Origin of the sequence: Streptomyces sp. CB02366 (assembly GCF_001905905.1) — a bacterium.
Lineage (GTDB): Bacteria > Actinomycetota > Actinomycetes > Streptomycetales > Streptomycetaceae > Streptomyces.
Genome location: NZ_LIVT01000004.1, coordinates 24,140 through 43,328 on the forward strand (window position 1 = coordinate 24,140; position 19,189 = coordinate 43,328).

Genomic DNA, 19,189 nt, shown 5'->3' on the forward strand with positions numbered 1-19,189 from the left:
TACACCTGCAAGGAGCACCGGAACCGTGACGGACATCGTCGACGAGCTGAAGTGGCGCGGGCTGTTCGCCCAGTCCACTGACGAGGACGCATTGCGCAAGGCTCTCGCGGACGGTCCCGTCACCTTCTATTGCGGCTTCGACCCGACCGCGGCCAGTCTGCACGTGGGGCACCTGGTGCAGGTGCTCACCATGCGGCGGCTCCAGCAGGCCGGGCTGAAGCCGCTGGCGCTGGTCGGCGGGGCCACGGGGCAGATCGGCGACCCGCGGCCCACCGCCGAGCGCACGCTGAACGACCCGGAGACCATCGCCGCCTGGGTGCGGCGGCTGCGGGGGCAGATCGAGCCCTTCCTCACCTTCGAGGGCCCGAACGCGGCGACGATGGTCAACAACCTGGACTGGACCGCGGGCATGTCCGCGATCGAGTTCCTGCGGGACATCGGCAAGCACTTCCGGGTCAACAAGATGCTCACCAAGGACTCGGTCGCCCGGCGGCTGGAGTCGCAGGAGGGCATCAGCTACACCGAGTTCAGCTACCAGCTGCTCCAGGGCATGGACTTCCTGGAGCTGTACCGCCGCCACGGCTGCACCCTCCAGCAGGGCGGCAGCGACCAGTGGGGCAACCTCACCGCGGGCATCGACCTGATCCACCGCCTGGAGCCGGGGGCGGTCGTGCACGCGCTGGCGACGCCGCTGATGACGAAGGCGGACGGGACGAAGTTCGGCAAGTCGGAGAGCGGCGCCGTCTGGCTCGACCCGGAGATGACGACGCCGTACGCGTTCTACCAGTTCTGGCTGAACGTGGACGACCGCGACGTCTCGCGCTACCTGCGCATCCTCAGCTTCAAGAGCCGTGCGGAGCTGGAGGAGCTGGAGAAGCTGACTAAGGAGCGGCCGCAGGCGCGCTCCTCGCAGCGCGCGCTGGCCGAGGAGCTGACCACGCTGGTGCACGGCGGCGCGCAGTGCGCGGCCGTGATCGCGGCGTCGAAGGCGCTGTTCGGCCAGGGCGACCTGGCCGAGCTGGACGAGGCGACGCTGAGCGCCGCGCTGTCGGAGGTGCCGCACGCCACCGTCGCCGAGCTGGGCCCGCTGGTGGACCTCCTGGTGGAGGTCGGCCTGGCGCCCAGCAAGTCGGGGGCCCGGCGCACGGTCAAGGAGGGCGGCGCCTACGTGAACAACGTGAAGGTCGTCGACGGCGAGGTCCCGCCGGACGCCGGGGAGCTGCTGCACGGACGCTGGCTGGTACTGCGCCGGGGCAAGAAGAACCTGGCCGCCGTGGAGGTCCGCCCGGCGGGCTGACCTCTCGCGCACCGCGTAGGTACGCCGCGGCCGGCCACGCATCGGATGCGTGGCCGGCCGCGGCGCTTCGGGGTCAGGGCCCGCCGCGCCGTCGTGCGGGCCGGTCTCGGGTACGCGGGTCGCTCCGGCGCACGAGCCGGTCTCGGGCGTGCGCGTCGGGGGCCGCTCCCGGGGCCCTCGGTGGGACGGCCGTCACCCCTTCTGCGCCTTGATGTGCTCGACGACCTCGTCGAAGGCCCCGGCCGGCGAGAAGTCCACGTATTCGCAGTCCTCCAACGCCACCGGGACGTGTCCGGGCGGCCAGTAGAACGCGTCCCCGGCTTCGTAGAGATCGTCGCCGTGGGGCGTCCGCATCTTCAGCCGCCCCTTGAAGAGATAGCCCCAGTGCGGGCACGGGCAGAGGTCGTCGGCCAGCCCCTTGAGCGCCGGCCCCATGTCGGTGCCCTCGGGAAACTTCACGAAGGCGACGGACAGGTCTCCGCCGATGTCCTGAACACGCAACTCCACGCCGTCGCCTTCGATGGCGACAGGGGTGTCCTTCTGCGTCGTCGCTGTCATGGCTCCTCCTTGCTCACCTGGTGAAGGACCCAGCGAGAACTTCCTCTCCCAGCCTGGACCCGCGAACGGCGCACCGCGAGCCCGGTGCACCGCTTCCCCAGGGGTTGGAGCAGCGGCGCCGGGCGGGACTCCGGCACCTCAGGGCGCCGCGGCCGGACACGCCTTGCTCGCGTGTCCGGCCGCGGCGCCCTGAGGTGCCTTCGGGGGGTCAGGTTCTCTGCCGGTTGCCCCGGATCGCCTGCCAGGCCATGTCGCCCACGGCGACGACCGCCACGGCGCCCGCCAGTTGCAGCAGGTGGCGGATCCAGTCGATGCCCTTGGTGTCCTCGACGCCGATCCAGCCGGCGACGGCATTGCCGAGGATGCTGCCGAGGACGCCGAAGACGACCGTCAGCCAGAGTGGGATGTCCTGTTTGCCGGGCAGGATCGCTCTGGCGAGGACGCCGAGCACCAGTCCCACGATGATTGCCCACAACCAGCCCATTTCGCCTCCTCGTACGGCGCGGAGTGCGCGTCCGTCCAGTCTTGGGCCGCCGTTCGGGCGGCGCACGCCCGGTTGGACCGTCCGGGGGACACGGCCCCGCCCGCGGGGCCGCGCCCCGGTCTCCTGTCCGGCGGGGGCCGGGCGTACCGTGGAGGCAGCGCGGGCCCGGGGAGCCGGGCGAGGAGATCGGGTGGTGGAGCATGCTGCGGAAGAACGCGGGGCCGGAGGTCATCCGGATCACGGGCGCTCGTCAAGGGCTGACGGAGGACGTCCGGGGCCGGCAGCGGCGCTATGTGATCTCGATGTCGGTGCGCACGGTGTCGGTGGTCCTGGCCGCGGTGCTGTGGAACGTGGAGCGGCATGTGGCGATCGTGGCGCTCGTGCTGGGGGTGCTGTTGCCCTACATCGCGGTGGTCATCGCCAACGCGGGCCGCGAGAACGCGACTTCGCTGCCGACGACGTTCGTGGCGATGCCGGTGCGGCCCGCGCTGGGAGCCGGGCCGGCGCCCGGCACGGCGGAGGCCGGGGGCGCCGGGGGGACGTCGGGCCGGGTTCCGCCGCCGCACGGAGACGGCTGACCTCGTACGCCCCGCGAAGCCCGGGAAAAGCTTCAGATCAATCGTGACGTTCCGGTGCACCGCACCCCGGTCCCCGTGACATACTTCAAATCCGCTCCGCATCCCCCGTCGGAGCGATAGACCGACGCCGGGCAGCTCCCCCCGTGGCTGCCCGGCGTCGCCTTTTCTCCGGCGGGGACGGCTCGAACGCTCGGCGAGCAGCAGCCCTTAAGCTGAGGCGCGTGATCCTTTCCGAGACGTCCGCCGAGAGCCCTGCCGGCGCCCCGATCTGCTCCGCCAAGGGCTGCCGGGCCGCCGCCGTGTGGGTGCTCGCCTGGAACAATCCCAAGCTGCACACACCGGAGCGGCGCAAGACCTGGCTGGCCTGCGAGGACCACCGGGAGCACCTGTCGTCGTTCCTCGATGTCCGCGGTTTCCTCAAGGACGTCGTGGCGCTGGAGGACTGGGAGTCTGTGGACGGGCCCGGGGGCGGCCGGGCGGTCTGAGTCCCGGCCGCCGATCGCGGAGGCGGTTCAGCCGCCGATCGCGGACATCGGGCGGTCGGGTTGCAGGAAGCTCGGGTCGTCCAGTCCGGAACCCGCCTTCTTGCCCCACATGGCGGTCTTCCAGAGCCGGGCGATCTCCTCGTCCGGCGCGTCCCCGCGCAGTGCTCCGCGCAGGTCGGTCTCCTCGCGGGCGAAGAGGCAGGTGCGGACCTGGCCGTCGGCGGTGAGCCGGGTGCGGTCGCAGGCGCGGCAGAAGGGGCGGGTGACGGAGGCGATCACCCCGACGCGGTGGGGGCCGCCGTCGACCGTCCAGCGTTCCGCGGGGGCGGAGCCACGGGAATCGTCGCCCTCGGGGGTGAGGGTGAACCGGGTGCGGAGCGAGGCGAGGATGTCCCCGGCGGTGATCATGCCGTCGCGTTTCCAGCCGTGCTGGGCGTCGAGCGGCATCTGCTCGATGAAGCGGAGCTCGTAATCGTGGGCGAGGGCCCAGGCCAGCATGTCGGGGGCCTCGTCGTCGTTGAGTCCCGGCATCAGGACGGAGTTGACCTTCACCGGGGTGAGCCCGGCCTCGCGGGCGGCCTCCAGCCCCTCCAGCACGTCCTTGTGGCGGTCCCTGCGGGTGAGGGTCTTGAAGACGTCGGGGCGCAGGGTGTCCAGGGAGACGTTGACCCGGTCGAGTCCGGCCGCCTTGAGGGCGGCGGCGGTCCGCTTGAGGCCGATGCCGTTGGTCGTGAGCGACATGCGGGGGCGCGGGGCGAGCGCGGCGCACTGCTCGACGATGGAGACGAGGCCGGGGCGCAGCAGGGGCTCGCCGCCGGTGAAGCGGACCTCGGTGATGCCGAGCGAGGTGACGGCGATGCGGATCAGGCGCACGATCTCGTCGTCGGAGAGCAACTCGCTCTTGCCGAGCCACTGAAGGCCCTCTTCCGGCATGCAGTAGGTGCAGCGCAGGTTGCACTTGTCGGTGAGTGAGACGCGCAGGTCGGTGGCGACCCGGTCGTAGGTGTCGATGAGCACGGTAGCTCCCTCCCCCGGTGGCGCCGGCGCTCTTCCGGTACTTCCGAGCCTACGTGAGACGGGGGGCATCGGTGGGGCCCGTTTGCCACGAGGTGCGGCCGGGCCGCGTCGTAGGGTCCTACGACGCGGCCCGGCCGCGGGTGGCGGGTGATGTGCCGGGGGTTCCTCGGCGTCGCCCCGGAGGGGGCCGCCCGGGTGCGGTCAGTGGGCGCCGATGCCGGTGAGGGACTTGACCTCCAGCTCGGCGTACTTGTCCGTGTCGGGCTTCTCCTTGGCGGCCAGCGAACCGATCCAGCCGAGCAGGAAGCCGAGCGGGATCGAGATCAGTCCGGGGTTCTCCAGCGGGAACCAGGCGAAGTCGACGTCGGGGAACATCGAGCTGGGCTTGGAGGAGACGACCGGGGAGAACAGCACCAGCAGGACGGAGGAGGCGAGGCCCCCGTAGATGGACCAGAGGGCCCCGGTGGTGGTGAACCGCTTCCAGAAGAGGCTGTAGAGGATCGTCGGCAGGTTGGCGGAGGCCGCGACGGCGAAGGCGAGGGCGACGAGGCCGGCGACGTTCAGGTCGCGGGCGAGCGCGCCGAGGGCGATGGAGACGACGCCGATGGCGACGGTGGCCCAGCGCGCCGCGCGGACCTCCTCCTTCTCGGTGGCCTGGCCCTTGCGGATGACGTTGGCGTAGATGTCGTGGGCGAAGGACGAGGAGGAGGCGAGGGTGAGTCCGGCGACGACGGCCAGGATGGTGGCGAAGGCGACGGCGGAGATCACCGCGAGGAGGATGGCGCCGCCGGTGGAGCCGGAGCCGCCGCCGATCTCCAGGGCCGCCAGGGGCGCGGCGGTGTTGCCCGCCTTGTTGGAGGCGATGATGTCGCCGGGCTTGAGGAGCGCCGCGGCGCCGAAGCCGAGCACGATCGTCATCAGGTAGAAGGCGCCGATGATGCCGATCGCCCAGTTCACGGACTTACGGGCGGCCTTGGCGGTGGGCACGGTGTAGAAGCGGATCAGGATGTGCGGCAGGCCCGCGGTGCCGAGGACGAGGGCGAGGCCGAGGGAGATGAAGTCCAGCTTGGAGACGCCGTCGGCGCCGTACTTCAGACCGGGCTCCAGGAAGGCCGCGCCCTTGCCGCTGTTGGCGGCGGCGGTGCCGAGCAGGTCGGAGACGTTGAAGTTGAACTTCAGCAGGATCAGGAAGGTGATGAGCAGGGTGCCCGCGATGAGCAGGACGGCCTTGACCATCTGCACCCAGGTGGTGCCCTTCATGCCGCCGATGGTGACGTAGAGGATCATGAGCACGCCGACCAGGGCGACGATGAGGATCTTCCCGGCGTCGCTGGTGATGCCGAGCAGCAGCGAGACGAGGACGCCCGCCCCGGCCATCTGGGCCAGCAGGTAGAAGATCGAGACGACGATCGTGGAGGTGCCGGCGGCGGTGCGGACGGGGCGCTGGCGCATCCGGTAGGCGAGGACGTCGCCCATGGTGTAGCGGCCGGAGTTGCGCAGGGGTTCGGCGACCAGGAGCAGGGCGACGAGCCAGGCCACCAGGAAGCCGATGGAGTAGAGGAAGCCGTCGTAGCCGAAGAGGGCGATGGCTCCGGCGATGCCGAGGAAGGACGCGGCGGACATGTAGTCGCCGGAGACCGCGAGTCCGTTCTGGAATCCGGTGAACTGACGGCCGCCCGCGTAGAAGTCGGAGGCGCTCTTGGTCTGGCGGCCCGCCCAGACGGTGATGAAGAGGGTCGCCACGACGAAGACGGCGAACAGCGTGATGATCAGGGGCCGGTGCTCGCTCGCGCCCTCGGTGGCGGCGAGCTGGACGGCGGGGTGGAGGGCGGGGGCGGTGCTCATGCGTCGGCCTCCATACGGGACTTGATCGCCTCGGCCTTGGGGTCGAGCTGGGTGGCGGCGTGCCGGGAGTAGAGCCAGGCGATGAGGAAGGTGGTGGCGAACTGGGCGAGGCCGAGGACGAGCGCCATGTTGATGTTGCCGGCGACCTTGGTGGCCATGAATCCGCCCGCGTAGTTGCAGAGCAGGACGTAGAGCAGGTACCAGGTCACGAAGGCGATGGTCAGGGGGAAGGCGAAGGACCGGTGGGAGCGGCGCAGGTCGGCGAAGTCCGGGCTCGCCTGCATCGCGACGAACGCCTCGGTGGTGGGCTGGACGGGGCCGCCGGGCGAGGTGCCCTGGGGCGGCGGCGGGGCATCGGTAGCCACGGAATCTCCTCGTGACGCGGGTGCGGTGGGCTGGGGGGCGATGGGTGTCAAGGAAGCCTCTGGTGCCGGGGGACGGTGATGTGCCTCCTGGACAACGGCACGAAGGGCGTGACGAAGCGGTTCACCGCCTCTTTCGCCTTCCGGGAACCGGTCCTTTCGCCTCCTCGGAGGCGTCGCGCCGCGTCCGGCCGCCGGGGGCGTCACCCGTTCGCGTTCACCCTTCCCCCTCACCCTTCGAACTGACTTGCCAGGAAACGTTGATGCGCCGGGAAGATCGGCGTAGCTTCACTCGTCATGTACGCGACCGAGCACGCCAGGTGCCCGGTCGTTCGGCACGGATGATGTGGAGAACCCATGGCTCATCTGTCATCGAGACGGACCCGCGCACTCGCGGTCCCCGTCGGACTCGCGCTGACGGCCTCGCTCGGCTTCCTGCCGACGGGGACGGCCACCGCGGCGCCCACCGGCGAGCAGGCCTCCGCGAGCGTGCGGACCGACGGCCCGAAGCTGTCCTACGTGGTCAACACGCGGGGCGGTCACGGCACCGTCAAGAAGGTGAAGAAGGCGATCGCCGACGCGGGCGGCACGGTCGTCATCGCCTATGAGCAGATCGGCGTCATCGTCGTCCACTCGCAGAACCCGTCCTTCGGCGAAACGATCCGCCGGGTCCGTGGCGTGGAATCGGCGGGCGCGACCCGCACGAACCCGATCGTGCCGCAGGCCACCAAGGACGTCGGCTCGATGGCGGAGCCGCTCACCGCCGAGCAGGCCGCGGAGGCCGCCGCGGACGCGACGGCCGACGAGGACCCGCTGGAGCCGCTCCAGTGGTCGTTGTCCGCGATCAAGGCGGACAAGGCGCACCAGAAGTCGCTGGGCTCGAAGAAGGTGACGGTCGCCGTCATCGACACGGGCGTCGACGACACGCACCCGGACCTGGCCCCGAACTTCGACAGCCGCGCTTCGGCCAACTGCGTCTCGGGCGCTCCGGACACCACCGCCGGCTCCTGGCGTCCGGCGGCGGGCGAGAGCGACCACGGCACGCACGTGGCGGGCACCATCGCCGCGGCGAAGAACGGCGTCGGCGTCACCGGCGTCGCCCCGGGCGTGAAGGTGTCGGGCATCAAGGTGTCCAACCCGGACGGGTTCTTCTACACCGAGGCCGTGGTCTGCGGGTTCCTCTGGGCCGCCGAGCACGGCGTCGAGGTGACCAACAACAGCTACTACACCGACCCGTGGCTGTTCAACTACAAGAACGACGCGGACCAGGGCGCGTTGGTCGACGCCCTCACCCGTGCCGTGAAGTACGCGGAGCGCAGGGGCACGGTCAACGTCGCGGCGGCGGGCAACTCCCGCCACGACCTGGCGGCCGACGCGATCGAGGACACCACCAGCCCGAACGACTCCGAAACGGTCACGCGGACGATCGACCCGAGCGCGTGCCCGGACATCCCGACCATGCTGCCGGGCGTCGTGACGGTCTCCGCGACCGGTGCGAAGGGCCTCAAGTCCTCGTACTCGAACTACGGCAAGGGTGTCATCGACGTGGCGGCCCCGGGCGGTGACTCGACGGTCTACCAGACCCCCGAGCCCCCGGCCGTCAGCGGGCTGATCCTCTCGACGCTGCCGGGCGGCAGGTTCGGCTACAAGGCCGGTACGTCGATGGCCTCCCCGCACGTCGCGGGCGTCGTGGCGCTGATCAAGTCCAAGCACCCCTACGCCTCGCCCGCCGCGGTGAAGGCGCTGCTGACGCTCCAGGCGGACGCGAAGGCGTGCGGCGAGCCCTACGACATCAACGGGGACGGCGTCATCGACGCGGTCTGCGAGGGCGGCAAGAACGACAACGGCTTCTACGGAGCCGGAGTGGCGGACGCGCTGGACGCGGTGCGCTGGTAACGGTACGGCCGAGGGGCCCGGGGAGAGCGATCTCCCCGGGCCCCTCGGGCGTTCCCCGGGCGTTCTCCGGGCGTTCTCCGGGCGGCGGGGATGAGGGTCAGGGCGCGCCGGAGGCGGCCCGGCCCGCGCCCCGGCCCGCGGCGGTGAGCACCCCGAGGGTCAGCAGGGCCTGGGCGGCGATGTAGGTGAGCATCACCCAGAAGTCGGGCGCGGGCGCCTGCGGCCACTTCGCGATGCCGGTGGCGATGAGGGCGTCGGAGAGCAGGAAGAGCGCCCCGCCCGCCGCGGCGTACGCCCCGAACACGCCCGCCCGCCAGGCCGTCGCGGTGAGCAGCAGGCTGTAGCCGGTGAGCGGGATGCGCAGGTCGGCGGGAAGGTCCGGCCAGATCAGCGCGAGGAAGACGGCGAGGACGACGGCGTACCCGGCTCCCGCGGCCACCGGCACCCGCCCGCGGCCTCCGCCCCGCCCGAACAGCGTCAGGTAGCAGACGTGGCCCACGGCGAAGGAGCCCATGCCGACGAGGAAGGCCAGGTCGTCGTCGCCGAGCAGGAAGACGTCGCCGCCCCATCCGAACAGCAGGGCGGCGACGAGCAGCCGGGGGCCGCCCCGGAGGGCCGCGTACACGGCGAGCAGCGGCATCAGCAGCGGTTTGGCGACCAGGTGGACGGCCTCGGCCCCGGCGAGCAGCCCGGCCAGGTCGGCGGTCGCGGCGAGGAGGAAGGCGAGGAGCACGGGACGGGCGAAGCGCTCGGCACGGCCGCCCGCCCCGGTGCCGCCGGGGCGGGCGGCGGTGGCGGTCACAGGGCGCTTTCCGCGGCGGAGCCCCTCAGAGGCACGGACGACGGCTCGCCCGCCCCGGCGGCGGCGGGCGCGGCCTCGGCGGGCGCGGTCCCCGCCTTCGCCGCCGGCTGCCAGCCCGGTCCCCGGAAGACCCGCCCGGCCCGCTCGCTCCAGGTGTCGGCGGCACGGACGTCCCGGGCGATGGCCGCGTACTCATGGGTGGCGACGCGCAGCGGGTTGTAGGTGTCGATGTTCTTGGTGAGCCCGTAGACGGGCCGCTCGGCCTCCGCCGCGAAGGACCCGAACATCCGGTCCCAGACGATCAGGATGCCGCCGTAGTTGCGGTCCAGGTAACCGCCCTGCGAGGCGTGGTGGACGCGGTGGTGGGACGGGGTGTTGAGGACGTACTCGAAGGGGCGGGGGAGCTTGCCCACGCGTTCGGTGTGCACCCAGAACTGGTAGACGAGGTTGGCCGACTGGCAGAACGCGAGCGCCGCCGGGTGCACGCCGCAGGCGATCAGCGGCAGGTAGAAGGGCCAGACGGTCGCGGAGGTCCACGGCTGGCGCAGCGCGGTGGTGAGGTTGAACTTCCGGCTGGAGTGGTGGACCACGTGGCAGGCCCACAGGATCCGGATCACGTGGTGGCCGCGGTGGGACCAGTAGTAGAAGAAGTCCTGGGCGAGGAGCATCAGCGGCACGGTCCACCACAGCACGGGCGCCCGCAGCGGCGTCAGCTCGTAGACCGCCGTGTAGACGGCCAGGATGGGGATCTTCCACAGCAGGTCGAACCCGAGGCTGCCGAGCCCCATGGTGACGCTGGTGGCGGCGTCCTTCGTGTCGTACCCGGCCGCCTCCTCGTCCGGATGGAGGCGGTAGCTGACCATCTCGATCACGGTGAGCAGCACGAAGGCCGGTATCGACCACAGCACGACGTCGGGCAGGTTCGGCTCCATGCGAGCACCGTAGGGCCGCGGGTCGGCGAGGGCTAGAGGTTGTTACCCACAAGTATGCGAGACCAGCTGTCAGCAGTCTTTGGCGCCTTCCGCCAAGAGCCGCCTCCCCGGGGCCTGCCGGGCCGGCCCCCCTCGTCTCGATCGCCGTCCTCACCGTCATCACGGTCGCGGCCGGCATCGCCGTGCCGACCGTGGGCGACAAGGGCGCCCTCCCGTCCTCCCTGCCGGTCCCCGGTCTGCCGGACGTGCCGTTCACCCTGGAGGCTCTGACGGCGATCGCGCCGTACGCGTTCGCGATGGCCCTGGTCGGCCTGATGGAGTCCCTGATGGCCGCCGAGCTCGTCGACGAGATCACCGACGCCCACTCCTCCAAGACCCGGGTCGCCGTCATGGTCATGGTCTCCTCGGGGGCGCCTCCTCCGTCGCCGCCCTGGACGCCGTCGAGGCCGAGTACGCCCAGCGCGGCAAGACCGTGGAGATCACCGGCCTGAACGACCCCAGCGCCGACCTCCACGGCAGGCTCACCGGCGAACTCGCCGGCGGCCGCTGACCCCGCGTCCGCACGGCGACGGCGTCGGCGTTGTGGGGCGAACCGGACCCCGGCGCGCCGCCGCCGGGCCGGCGCCGCCCGGCGCGCCCGGGGGCCCGTGCCCGTCCGCCGCGCCTCCGCCGAATAGGGCCCTGTCAGTCGAGGCCCGTATTCTCTGTGACCATGCTCGACGACCGCCAGACAGCCGCACCGTGGCCGACCTCCTACCCCAAGGGGTACGCGGTCGTCGACGTGGAGACCACCGGCCTCGCCCGGGACGACCGGATCGTGTCCGCCGCCGTCTACCGGCTGGACGCCCGGGGCGACGTCGAGGACCACTGGTACACGCTGGTCAACCCGGAGCGCGACCCCGGGCCCGTCTGGATACACGGGCTGACGAGCGACGTGCTGGAGGGAGCGCCGCTCTTCCCGGAGGTGGCCGCCGAGCTGTCGGAGCGGCTGGCGGACCGGGTGCTCGTCGCGCACAACGCCGCCTTCGACTGGTCGATGATCGCCCGGGAGTACGCACGGGCCTCGGTCGTCGCCCCGGTCGAACACCGGCTGTGCACGATCGCGCTGGCCAAGGAGTTGCGACTGCCCCTGCCCAACCACAAGCTGGCCTCGCTCGCGGCGCACTTCGGGGTCGTCCAGCAGCAGGCCCACCACGCCCTGGACGACGCCCGGGTGCTGGCCGAGGCGTTCCGGCCGAGTCTGCACGCGGCGGCCCGGAGCGGGGTGCGGCTGCCCCTGCTGGAGTGCCGGCCGCTGACCGAGTGGTCCGACTCCCCCGTCGCCCCGCGCGTGGGGTACCAGCCCTCGCGGCAGCCGAACAGCTGGCGGCCCTCACGCAAGCGGCCGGCCTGCCCGTACCCCAATCCGGGGCGGTACGAGAAGGAGAAGCCGCTCAAGCAGGGGATGCGGGTGGCGTTCTCCGGGGACACCTCCGTCGACCGGGAGCTGCTGGAGGACCGGGCGGTGGAGGCCGGTCTGCACGTGGCGACCAGCGTGTCCCGGCTGACCAGTCTGCTGGTGACCAACGACCCGGACGCGGCCACCTCCAAGACGCAGAAGGCCAAGGCGTACGGGACGCCGATCCTGGAGGAGAGCGCCTTCACCCACCTCCTGCGCGACGTGGCCCCCGCCGAGGGCTCCGCACCCCGGCAGCAGGCTCCCCCGCCGTCATCGGAGTGAACCGGGCACGACTCGCCCGCCAGCCGCTCGCCCCCCCCGCCGCCGGGCGTCCCACCCTGTGGCGCATGGCACGTTGTGAGGTTTGCGGAAACGACTACGGCATGTCCTTCGAAGTCCACGCGCAGGGCGCGGTGCACGTCTTCGACTGCTTCGCCTGCGCCATCCACCGCATGGCGCCGATCTGCGAGCACTGCCGGGTCCAGGTGATCGGGCAGGGCGTCGAGGCCGACGGGCAGTGGTACTGCGGCGCCCACTGCGCCCGCGCCGAGGGGAAGGCGGGCATCGTGGACAGAGTGTGACGCACCACCCCATTGCCGGATGGCTCCGGCCGTACCCCTGAGTGCCGCGCCTCAGCGCCCCGGTTGTACGGTCATGGGGTGTACCGCTTCCTGTTGACCCGGCAGTGGGTGATCCTCACCCTGCTCGGCCTCGCGCTGATCCCGACGATGATCGAGCTGGGTTTCTGGCAGTTCCACCGGCACGAGCACCGGGTCGAGCAGAACGGGCTGATCTCGCGGAACCTCGGCGCGCGGCCGGTCCCGGTCACCGAACTCACCTCCCCCGGGCACACCGTCCCCCGGTCGGACTACTGGCGGGCGGTCACCGCGACGGGAACGTTCGACACCGAGCACGAGGTCGTCGTCCGCCGCCGGACCTCGGACGACGACCGTATCGGCGTCCACGTCCTGACCCCGCTGGACCTCACGGGCGGCGGCACGGTCCTGGTCAACCGGGGCTGGGTTCCGGCCGCTCCGAACCAGACCGACTACCCCGACGTGCCGCCCGCGCCCCGGGGCGAGGTGACCGTCACCGGCCGTCTCAAGGCCGACGAGACGACCGGCAGCAGCGGCATCAAGGACCTGGCGGGACTGCCGGACCGGCAGGTGATGCTGATCAACAGCGACCAGCAGTCCCAGTTGCTGTCCCGGCCGGTCCTCGGCGGTTACATCGAGCAGACCGAGCCCGCGCCTGCGGGCGACCTGCCCGAGCAGATCGCCCGCCCCGACGACAGCTCGATCGGCCCGCACATGGCCTACGCGGTGCAGTGGTGGCTGTTCGTCGCCGCCGTCCCGGTCGGCTGGTTCATCCTCGTACGCCGCGAGAAGCGCGACCGCGAACAGGCCGCGGCCGGGGACGCGGCGACCGAATCCGCCGAGGAGCCCGCACCGGCGAGCGCCTGAGGCCGACGGCACCTCACCGGCCCGGTCGACATCCACCCGGTTGACATCGGTCCGGTTCGGGAAAACGCCTGGCGTGACCCCATGCATCGAGGACTACGCTCTGATCGGCGATCTCCAGACCGCCGCGCTCATCGGCAGGAACGGTTCCGTCGACTGGCTCTGCCTGCCGCGCTTCGACTCCGGCGCCTGTTTCGCCGCCCTGCTCGGCACCGAGGAGAACGGCCACTGGCGCATCGCCCCCCAGGGCACGGCGTCGTCGGACGTGTGCACCCGGCGCGCGTACGTGAAGGACTCGCTGGTCCTGGAGACGTACTGGGAGACGCGGACCGGCACGGTCAAGGTCATCGACTTCATGCCGCAGCGCGACCAGGCTCCGGACCTGATGCGGATCGTCGAGGGCGTGAGCGGCACCGTCGACATGAGTTCGGTGCTGCGGCTGCGCTTCGACTTCGGCTCGGTGGTGCCCTGGGTGCGGAAGTCGCACGGCCACCGGGTGGCGGTCGCCGGTCCCGACTCCGTGTGGCTGCGCAGCGAACCGCCGGTCAAGACGTGGGGCCAGCAGTTCAGCACCTGTTCCTCCTTCACCGTCTCCGAGGGCGAGAGCGTGGCGTTCGTGCTCACCTGGCACCCCTCGCACTCGCCGCGCCCGAAACTGATCGATCCGCACAAGGCGCTCAAGCACACGTTGCACGACTGGGCGAAGTGGGCCGGGCGGTGCACCTACGACGGCCCCTACCGCGAGGCCGTGCTCCGCTCCCTGATCACCCTGAAGGCGCTGACGTACGCCCCCACGGGCGGGATCGTGGCGGCCCCGACGACCTCGCTGCCGGAGGAGATCGGCGGCGTACGGAACTGGGACTACCGCTACTGCTGGCTGCGGGACGCCACGCTGACCCTCGGGGCCATGGTCTCCGCCGGTTATCTGGAGGAGGCGGAGGCGTGGCGGGACTGGCTGCTGCGGGCCGTCGCCGGGGATCCGGCGGACCTCCAGATCATGTACGGGCTGGCGGGCGAGCGGCGGCTGCCGGAGACGGAGCTGCCGTGGCTGGCCGGGTACGCGCACTCCCGGCCGGTACGCACCGGCAACGCGGCCGTCCGCCAGCGCCAGCTCGACGTCTACGGCGAGGTCATCGACGCGCTCCGGCTCGCCCGCGTCGCCGGCCTCGACGACAAGCCGCACGCCTGGAACCTCCAGCTCAGCCTGCTGGGTTTCCTGGAATCGAGCTGGCGCGAGCCGGACGAGGGGCTGTGGGAGATCCGCGGCGCCCGGCGGCACTTCGTGCACTCCAAGGTGATGGCCTGGGTCGCCGCCGACCGGGCGGTGCGCACCCTGGAGGAGAACCCGGAGCTGCCCGGCGACGCGGAGCGCTGGCGGGCGATGCGGGACGCCGTGCACGCCGAGGTCTGCGAGAAGGGGTACGACCCCGAGCGGAACACCTTCACCCAGTCCTACGGGTCGCGGGAGCTGGACGCCGCGACGCTGCTCATCGTGCGGACCGGGTTCCTGCCGCCGGACGATCCCCGGGTGATCGGCACGGTCGACGCGGTCCGGGCCGAGCTGGGCAGCGACGGCCTGGTCCGCCGCTACTCCACGGAGGGCGTCTCCGTGGACGGCCTGCCGGGCGACGAGGGGGCGTTCGTCGTCTGCTCGTTCTGGCTGGTCGACGCGTTGCACCGGACCGGCAGGACCCGCGAGGCGCGGGAGCTGTTCGAACATCTGCTGGAGCTGCGCAACGACATGGGGCTGCTGGCCGAGGAGTACGACGTGGCGGCGGGCCGCCAGCTGGGCAACTTCCCCCAGGCGTTCAGCCACATCGGACTGGTGAACTCCGCGGTCGACCTCGCCGGGGAGGACCCGGCAGGATAGGGCCATGGATCTTGGACTGAAGGACCGCGTCTACATCGTCACCGGAGCGACCCGGGGCCTGGGGAACGCCACGGCTCGGGCGTTGGCCGAGGACGGCGCGAAAGTGATCATCACCGGCCGGGACGGGGCGTCCGTCGAGGAGGCCGCCGCCGAGCTGGGCCCGGACGTGGTCGGGATCGCCGCCGACAACGCCGACCCGAGCGCCGCCCAGCGCCTGGTGGACACCGCGCGGGAGCGTTTCGGGCGGCTCGACGGCATCCTCGTCAGCGTCGGCGGGCCCGCCCCCGGCTTCCTCGCCGACAACACGGACGACCAGTGGCAGACGGCGTTCGAAACGGTGTTCCTGGGGGCGGTGCGGCTGGCCCGGACGGCCGCGGCCACGCTCGGCGAGGGCGGGGTGATCGGCTTCGTGCTCTCCGGGTCGGTCCACGAGCCGATCGCGGGGCTGACCATCTCCAACGGGCTGCGTCCCGGTCTCGCCGGCTTCGCCAAGTCGCTCGCCGACGAGTTGGGACCGCGCGGCATCCGGGTGGTGGGCGTGCTGCCCGCCCGCATCGACACCGACCGGGTCCGCGAGCTGGACGCCCTGTCCGGCGACGCGGAGGCGGCCCGCACCGCGAACGAGGCGCGGATTCCGCTGCGGCGCTACGGGACGCCCGAGGAGTTCGGGAAGACCGCCGCGTTCCTGCTCTCCCCCGCCGCCTCGTACCTCACGGGCGTCATGGTCCCGGTCGACGGCGGGGCCCGGCACGGCTTCTGACCGGCCGGGAGGTGACGTCCGCGCCGGGGGCGCGCCGCCCGTCCGGCGCCGCAGGGGGCGGCGTCGGCGCGGACGCTCCCCCGGCCGCGCGTACCCGCCGGGCGACGGCGGAGCCGCTCCCGCCGGTACGTGCCCGGGGCCGTCAGGACACGCGTGCGGCGCGGTGCTTGACGGCCTTGAGCCGTACCTCGGCGGGGAGTTCGGCCAGGCCGGCCGATTCCCTGGCGTGCCTCAGCGCTCCGTCCGCGACCGCGTTCAGCGTCTCCCGGGGCGCGGCGTGCGGTTCCGTCAGCAGGCGGACCCGGGCCCGGGGGGCGGTGCGGCGGCCGGTCAGCATCGTCCGGGCGCGGGAGACTCCGTCCAGGCCGCCTGCCTCGTCGGAGACCACGTTCTCCAGGGCGCGGCCCCGCAACCGGGCCCCTTCGCCGTCGCCGCTGTCCACCAGGATCTCCGCGAGCCGGCCGCGGCGCAGCTGGGCGAGGAACCACCACAGGGCGAGGACCACCAGGACGGCGAGGATCGCGATCACGGTCGGCCACCACCAGCCCTCGTCGCGCCAGCGGTGCCGGGCGGCCGTGCTGAGCAGCACGTCGCCCTTGCCGTCCCAGGGCCACCAGGTCGGCACGGACGCGCCGAGTCCCACGGCGAGCACGGCCCCGCCGACGACGACCAGCACCAGTCCGGCCAGGGCCAGCAGGACCCGGTTGACGGTGGAGCGCATGCGGCTCATCCCTTCTTCGGCGGTCGGTGCACCTGGACGGAGGGGGCCGGCGGCTTCGCCAGGCCCAGTTCCCCCACGGCTTTCTCCAGCACGGAGTTCAGGTCGGCCCTCACGTCGTCGAGCTCCCGGAAGTGCGCCAGTGCGCGCACCTTCGCCTTCCGCCGCCCCACCCGGACCCGCACGGACTGCACCCCGGGCACCCCCACGGCCCGGTCCCGCAGGACCAGTGCGGCAGCGTCGCGGTCGAGGCCGGCGCGGACGCCCGCCCGTTCCCGGCGCATCGGCAGCAGGCCGCGCAGTCCGGGGGTGAGGGCCAGCAGGATCAGCCACAGGCCGATCGCCGCGGCGACGCCCGCGCCGACGAGCACCGCGACGTCGTCCAGGTGCCGTTCGGCCAGGCCGTCCGCGAGCGAGCGCCGCCACCGCATGGCGGGGTGGTCGGCCCGTACGGCGGCGATGTCGTAGAGCAGCAGACCGGCCGCGCCCAGGAGCACGAGGGCCAGCAGGGCGGCCGGAACCCTGCGCGCGGACCAGAAGCGGCCGGCCCTGCCGCCGCCGCCCTGTTCGAGGGTCGGGACCGGTTCGCGGTCGGCGGACGGCGTGGCCGGGGGCGCGTCGCCGCCGCGTCGCTCGACGGTGGGCATCCGCCGGGTGGAGCCGGTCGGTTCCCCGGGTTCGGTCATCGGATCCTCCCCTGTGCGGCGCTCGCTCCGGTCGGGTGCAGCCGTTCGACCTGCACGGCCACCTCCGGAACCTCCATACCGGCGAGCGTCTTGACCCGTTGGGCGACGCGGCGGCGGACGGCGCCGCAGGTACGGCCGATGTCACCGGGGTAGCCGAGTTCCAGACTGACCCGGACCCGGGCGGAGTCCCGGTGCACGGTGACCGTCGCGCGCGGCGAGATCCCGTCCGCCGGCGGGTCGTCGACGGCCTCCTTCGCCGCCTGGGCGGCGATCTTGGCGACGACGCGGTCGGCGATCCGGGTCTCGCCCCGTTCGGCGGCGGCGACCCGGCCGGTCACCGCCGTCACCGTCGCCGGTCGGCGCGCTCGCGACTCCGGAAGAAGTCGCCGGGCTCCAGGTCACCGTCCAGGAAGCGGCCGGCGACGAAGCCGATCGCGCCCAGGGCGGCCACCAGGACGAAGGCTCCGAATCCGCCGAAGTATCCGGCGAACCCGAGCGCCATGCCGGCCAACAGGCCGGCGACAGCCATGCTCATCGTGTCTCTCTCCTCGATTGCCGTGCGACTCGACCGCCGTGCGACGGAGATGCGGAAGGACTACTGGACGCGCTGTTCGGACTGGTCGTCATCGTCGTCCTCGTCGGGCAGTTTGACGTCGCTGACCGCGATGTTGACCTCGACGACTTCGAGGCCGGTCATGCGTTCCACCGCGGAGACGACGTTCTCGCGGACGTCGCGGGCCACCTCGGAGATGGCCACGCCGTACTCGACGACGATCTCCAGATCGAGGGCGGCCTGGGACTCGCCGACCTCCGCCTTCACCCCGCGGGTGACGGACTTGCCGCCGCCGGGGACCTTGTCGCGGACGGCGCCGAAGGTCCGCGAGAGGCCGCTGCCCATCGCGTGGACGCCGGACACGTCGCGTGCCGCCATCCCGGCGATCTTCTCGACGACTCCGTCGGCGATGGTGGTGCGGCCCCGGGTGCCCGGGTCGCCGCCGCCTCGCTTGCCGAGGGACTTGCCGCCCGGGCCGCTGTCGGGGTTGGTGCGCTGGGAACTTTCAGTCATCGCCGCTCTTCCCTTCGGGACATTCGGGATACTCCGGACAGAAGGACTTCCTTGCTCACGTTAAGTGCGCTTTCGCGATCCCGCGCCATGGATACGGCAGGCTGGGGCAATGACAACGGCTCGGGGCCCCGAGAGGGCCGACGGATGGACCGCTGCGGTACGGGAACGGCTCGGCCTGGGCAGGCTGCTGCCCTTGGGCGGCCCGGCGGAAGGGGCCTGGATCGCGGAGACGGCCGCCGCCTCGGTACTGCGCGGGGCGGCGGCCCGCCCCGGAACAGTGCTGGGGAAGCTGCGGATCGGTCCGGCGGAGGAGGCGATGGCGGGCTCCCCGGCGGCTCCCGGCGCCCCGGCGGCCCCACCGGCTCCACCGGGTGCGCTGCCACCGGTGCCGCTGCGGATCGAGGCGGAGTTCTCGGCCGCCCTCGACCGGCCGCTGCCCGATGCGGCGGCGGCCCTGCGCGCGGCGCTCCTCACGGCCGCCGCCGCCCGGCTGGGCCTGGAGATCACCGAGGTCGACCTGACGGTGACGGCATTGCTCACGGACGGTGCGCCCGATCAGGTGATGGAGCGGAGGACAGCGGCGGTTCCGGCCGCCGAGGCGGACAGCCCGGTGGCGGAGGCGGCGGCCGGGGTGCCGGGCGTCGTCTCGCTCACCCGGATCCTGGGCTCGCCGGTGCACACGGCCGCGGACCACGTGCGGGTCGAGGTGGCGACGGCCGGGGACCGGGAGGCGCGGGAGGTGGCCCGGTCGGTGCGTACCGCGGTCACCGCCGCCCTGGCCCGACCGCTGCCCGTGTCGGTGCTGGTCACGGACGTGGTGGAGCCGCCGGGCGGCGCCGGGCCGAGCGGCTCCGGCGACACCGGCCGCCCCGGCGGCTCGGAAGGCCGCGACGGCTGAGTCCGGCGGAAGGCCGGAGCGGGTACGGGCCCGCCGC

The 19,189-nt window shown here is 72.5% G+C and carries 22 protein-coding genes and 1 pseudogene; 11 read left to right on the top strand and 12 right to left on the bottom strand.

Going from position 1 to position 19,189, the window contains the following annotated elements; all coding sequences use genetic code 11:
* Positions 1–25 precede the first annotated feature (25 nt).
* Positions 26–1,297, top strand: a complete 1,272-nt coding sequence (tyrS, locus tag AMK24_RS14425) for a tyrosine--tRNA ligase (RefSeq protein ID WP_073768986.1) — start codon at positions 26–28, stop codon at positions 1,295–1,297.
* 192 nt (positions 1,298–1,489) lie between these two features.
* Here the strand turns inward: tyrS and AMK24_RS14430 are convergent, their stop codons facing one another.
* Both AMK24_RS14430 and AMK24_RS14435 read right to left on the bottom strand, forming a co-directional pair.
* Positions 1,490–1,855, bottom strand: coding sequence for a hypothetical protein (locus tag AMK24_RS14430; protein ID WP_073768988.1), 366 nt, complete (start codon positions 1,853–1,855; stop codon positions 1,490–1,492).
* Positions 1,856–2,063: 208 nt separating this feature from the next.
* Positions 2,064–2,339 carry a GlsB/YeaQ/YmgE family stress response membrane protein gene (locus AMK24_RS14435; protein ID WP_073768990.1) on the bottom strand — a complete coding sequence of 92 codons (276 nt, stop codon included), beginning with the start codon at positions 2,337–2,339 and terminating at the stop codon, positions 2,064–2,066.
* A gap of 200 nt (positions 2,340–2,539) precedes the next feature.
* On the opposite strand from AMK24_RS14435, the gene AMK24_RS14440 reads away from it, so the two are divergent.
* Together AMK24_RS14440 and AMK24_RS14445 are read left to right on the top strand one after the other, a co-directional pair.
* Complete coding sequence (locus tag AMK24_RS14440) at positions 2,540–2,917, top strand: DUF3099 domain-containing protein (protein ID WP_073768992.1); 378 nt, start codon at positions 2,540–2,542, stop codon at positions 2,915–2,917.
* A gap of 221 nt (positions 2,918–3,138) precedes the next feature.
* Positions 3,139–3,402, top strand: a complete 264-nt coding sequence (locus AMK24_RS14445) for a hypothetical protein (RefSeq protein ID WP_073768994.1) — start codon at positions 3,139–3,141, stop codon at positions 3,400–3,402.
* Positions 3,403–3,429: 27 nt separating this feature from the next.
* On the opposite strand, the gene moaA is transcribed toward AMK24_RS14445, so the two are convergent.
* The 3 genes from moaA to AMK24_RS14460 form a co-directional block, all read right to left on the bottom strand.
* Positions 3,430–4,419 carry a GTP 3',8-cyclase MoaA gene (gene moaA / locus AMK24_RS14450; protein ID WP_242435166.1) on the bottom strand — a complete coding sequence of 330 codons (990 nt, stop codon included), beginning with the start codon at positions 4,417–4,419 and terminating at the stop codon, positions 3,430–3,432.
* 201 nt (positions 4,420–4,620) lie between these two features.
* The gene (locus AMK24_RS14455) at positions 4,621–6,264 is read right to left on the bottom strand and encodes a solute symporter family protein (RefSeq protein WP_073768998.1); all 1,644 of its coding nucleotides are present in this window, start codon (positions 6,262–6,264) and stop codon (positions 4,621–4,623) included.
* The gene (locus AMK24_RS14460) at positions 6,261–6,629 is read right to left on the bottom strand and encodes a DUF485 domain-containing protein (protein ID WP_073769000.1); all 369 of its coding nucleotides are present in this window, start codon (positions 6,627–6,629) and stop codon (positions 6,261–6,263) included. Before AMK24_RS14460 ends, AMK24_RS14455 begins: the two co-directional genes overlap by 4 nt.
* A gap of 354 nt (positions 6,630–6,983) precedes the next feature.
* Here AMK24_RS14460 and AMK24_RS14465 point away from each other — a divergent pair, with 354 nt between their 5' ends.
* The gene (locus AMK24_RS14465; protein ID WP_073769002.1) at positions 6,984–8,522 is read left to right on the top strand and encodes a S8 family peptidase; all 1,539 of its coding nucleotides are present in this window, start codon (positions 6,984–6,986) and stop codon (positions 8,520–8,522) included.
* A gap of 97 nt (positions 8,523–8,619) precedes the next feature.
* Here AMK24_RS14465 and AMK24_RS14470 read toward each other — a convergent pair whose 3' ends face one another.
* Positions 8,620–9,324, bottom strand: a complete 705-nt coding sequence (locus AMK24_RS14470; RefSeq protein WP_073769004.1) for a lysoplasmalogenase — start codon at positions 9,322–9,324, stop codon at positions 8,620–8,622.
* Complete coding sequence (locus AMK24_RS14475) at positions 9,321–10,256, bottom strand: sterol desaturase family protein (RefSeq protein WP_073769006.1); 936 nt, start codon at positions 10,254–10,256, stop codon at positions 9,321–9,323. The genes AMK24_RS14470 and AMK24_RS14475 overlap by 4 nt, the downstream gene beginning before the upstream one ends.
* A gap of 122 nt (positions 10,257–10,378) precedes the next feature.
* Here AMK24_RS14475 and AMK24_RS35440 point away from each other — a divergent pair.
* From AMK24_RS35440 to AMK24_RS14505, 6 genes and pseudogenes are all read left to right on the top strand, one after another.
* A pseudogene (locus AMK24_RS35440) lies at positions 10,379–10,645 on the top strand (SulP family inorganic anion transporter); the annotation flags it as partial.
* A gap of 317 nt (positions 10,646–10,962) precedes the next feature.
* Positions 10,963–11,976: a DEDDh family exonuclease gene (locus AMK24_RS14485; protein WP_073769008.1), complete on the top strand. Its 1,014-nt coding sequence runs from the start codon at positions 10,963–10,965 to the stop codon at positions 11,974–11,976.
* Positions 11,977–12,041: 65 nt separating this feature from the next.
* Positions 12,042–12,275, top strand: a complete 234-nt coding sequence (locus AMK24_RS14490) for a hypothetical protein (protein ID WP_073769010.1) — start codon at positions 12,042–12,044, stop codon at positions 12,273–12,275.
* A 78-nt stretch (positions 12,276–12,353) separates the two neighbouring features.
* Positions 12,354–13,157 (top strand): SURF1 family cytochrome oxidase biogenesis protein, encoded by an 804-nt coding sequence (locus tag AMK24_RS14495; RefSeq protein WP_073769012.1) that lies wholly within the window; start codon positions 12,354–12,356, stop codon positions 13,155–13,157.
* A 73-nt stretch (positions 13,158–13,230) separates the two neighbouring features.
* Positions 13,231–15,024: a glycoside hydrolase family 15 protein gene (locus AMK24_RS14500; protein ID WP_073769014.1), complete on the top strand. Its 1,794-nt coding sequence runs from the start codon at positions 13,231–13,233 to the stop codon at positions 15,022–15,024.
* Positions 15,025–15,028: 4 nt separating this feature from the next.
* Entirely contained in the window at positions 15,029–15,784 is a 756-nt protein-coding gene (locus tag AMK24_RS14505) for an SDR family oxidoreductase (RefSeq protein WP_073769016.1), read from the top strand.
* Positions 15,785–15,926: 142 nt separating this feature from the next.
* On the opposite strand, the gene amaP is transcribed toward AMK24_RS14505, so the two are convergent.
* From amaP to AMK24_RS14530, 5 genes are read right to left on the bottom strand one after another with little or no spacing between them, the layout of a single operon-like run.
* On the bottom strand, positions 15,927–16,505 hold the full coding sequence (amaP, locus tag AMK24_RS14510; protein WP_079190524.1) for an alkaline shock response membrane anchor protein AmaP: 579 nt from the start codon (positions 16,503–16,505) through the stop codon (positions 15,927–15,929).
* Positions 16,506–16,510: 5 nt separating this feature from the next.
* Entirely contained in the window at positions 16,511–17,188 is a 678-nt protein-coding gene (locus tag AMK24_RS14515) for a DUF6286 domain-containing protein (protein WP_073769020.1), read from the bottom strand.
* Complete coding sequence (locus AMK24_RS14520) at positions 17,185–17,535, bottom strand: Asp23/Gls24 family envelope stress response protein (protein WP_073769022.1); 351 nt, start codon at positions 17,533–17,535, stop codon at positions 17,185–17,187. The genes AMK24_RS14515 and AMK24_RS14520 overlap by 4 nt, the downstream gene beginning before the upstream one ends.
* Positions 17,532–17,723: a hypothetical protein gene (locus tag AMK24_RS14525; protein ID WP_073769024.1), complete on the bottom strand. Its 192-nt coding sequence runs from the start codon at positions 17,721–17,723 to the stop codon at positions 17,532–17,534. Before AMK24_RS14525 ends, AMK24_RS14520 begins: the two co-directional genes overlap by 4 nt.
* A gap of 60 nt (positions 17,724–17,783) precedes the next feature.
* Complete coding sequence (locus tag AMK24_RS14530; protein ID WP_073769026.1) at positions 17,784–18,254, bottom strand: Asp23/Gls24 family envelope stress response protein; 471 nt, start codon at positions 18,252–18,254, stop codon at positions 17,784–17,786.
* Between the two features lie 109 nt (positions 18,255–18,363).
* Here AMK24_RS14530 and AMK24_RS14535 point away from each other — a divergent pair, with 109 nt between their 5' ends.
* Complete coding sequence (locus AMK24_RS14535; protein ID WP_073769028.1) at positions 18,364–19,152, top strand: hypothetical protein; 789 nt, start codon at positions 18,364–18,366, stop codon at positions 19,150–19,152.
* Positions 19,153–19,189: the final 37 nt, after the last annotated feature.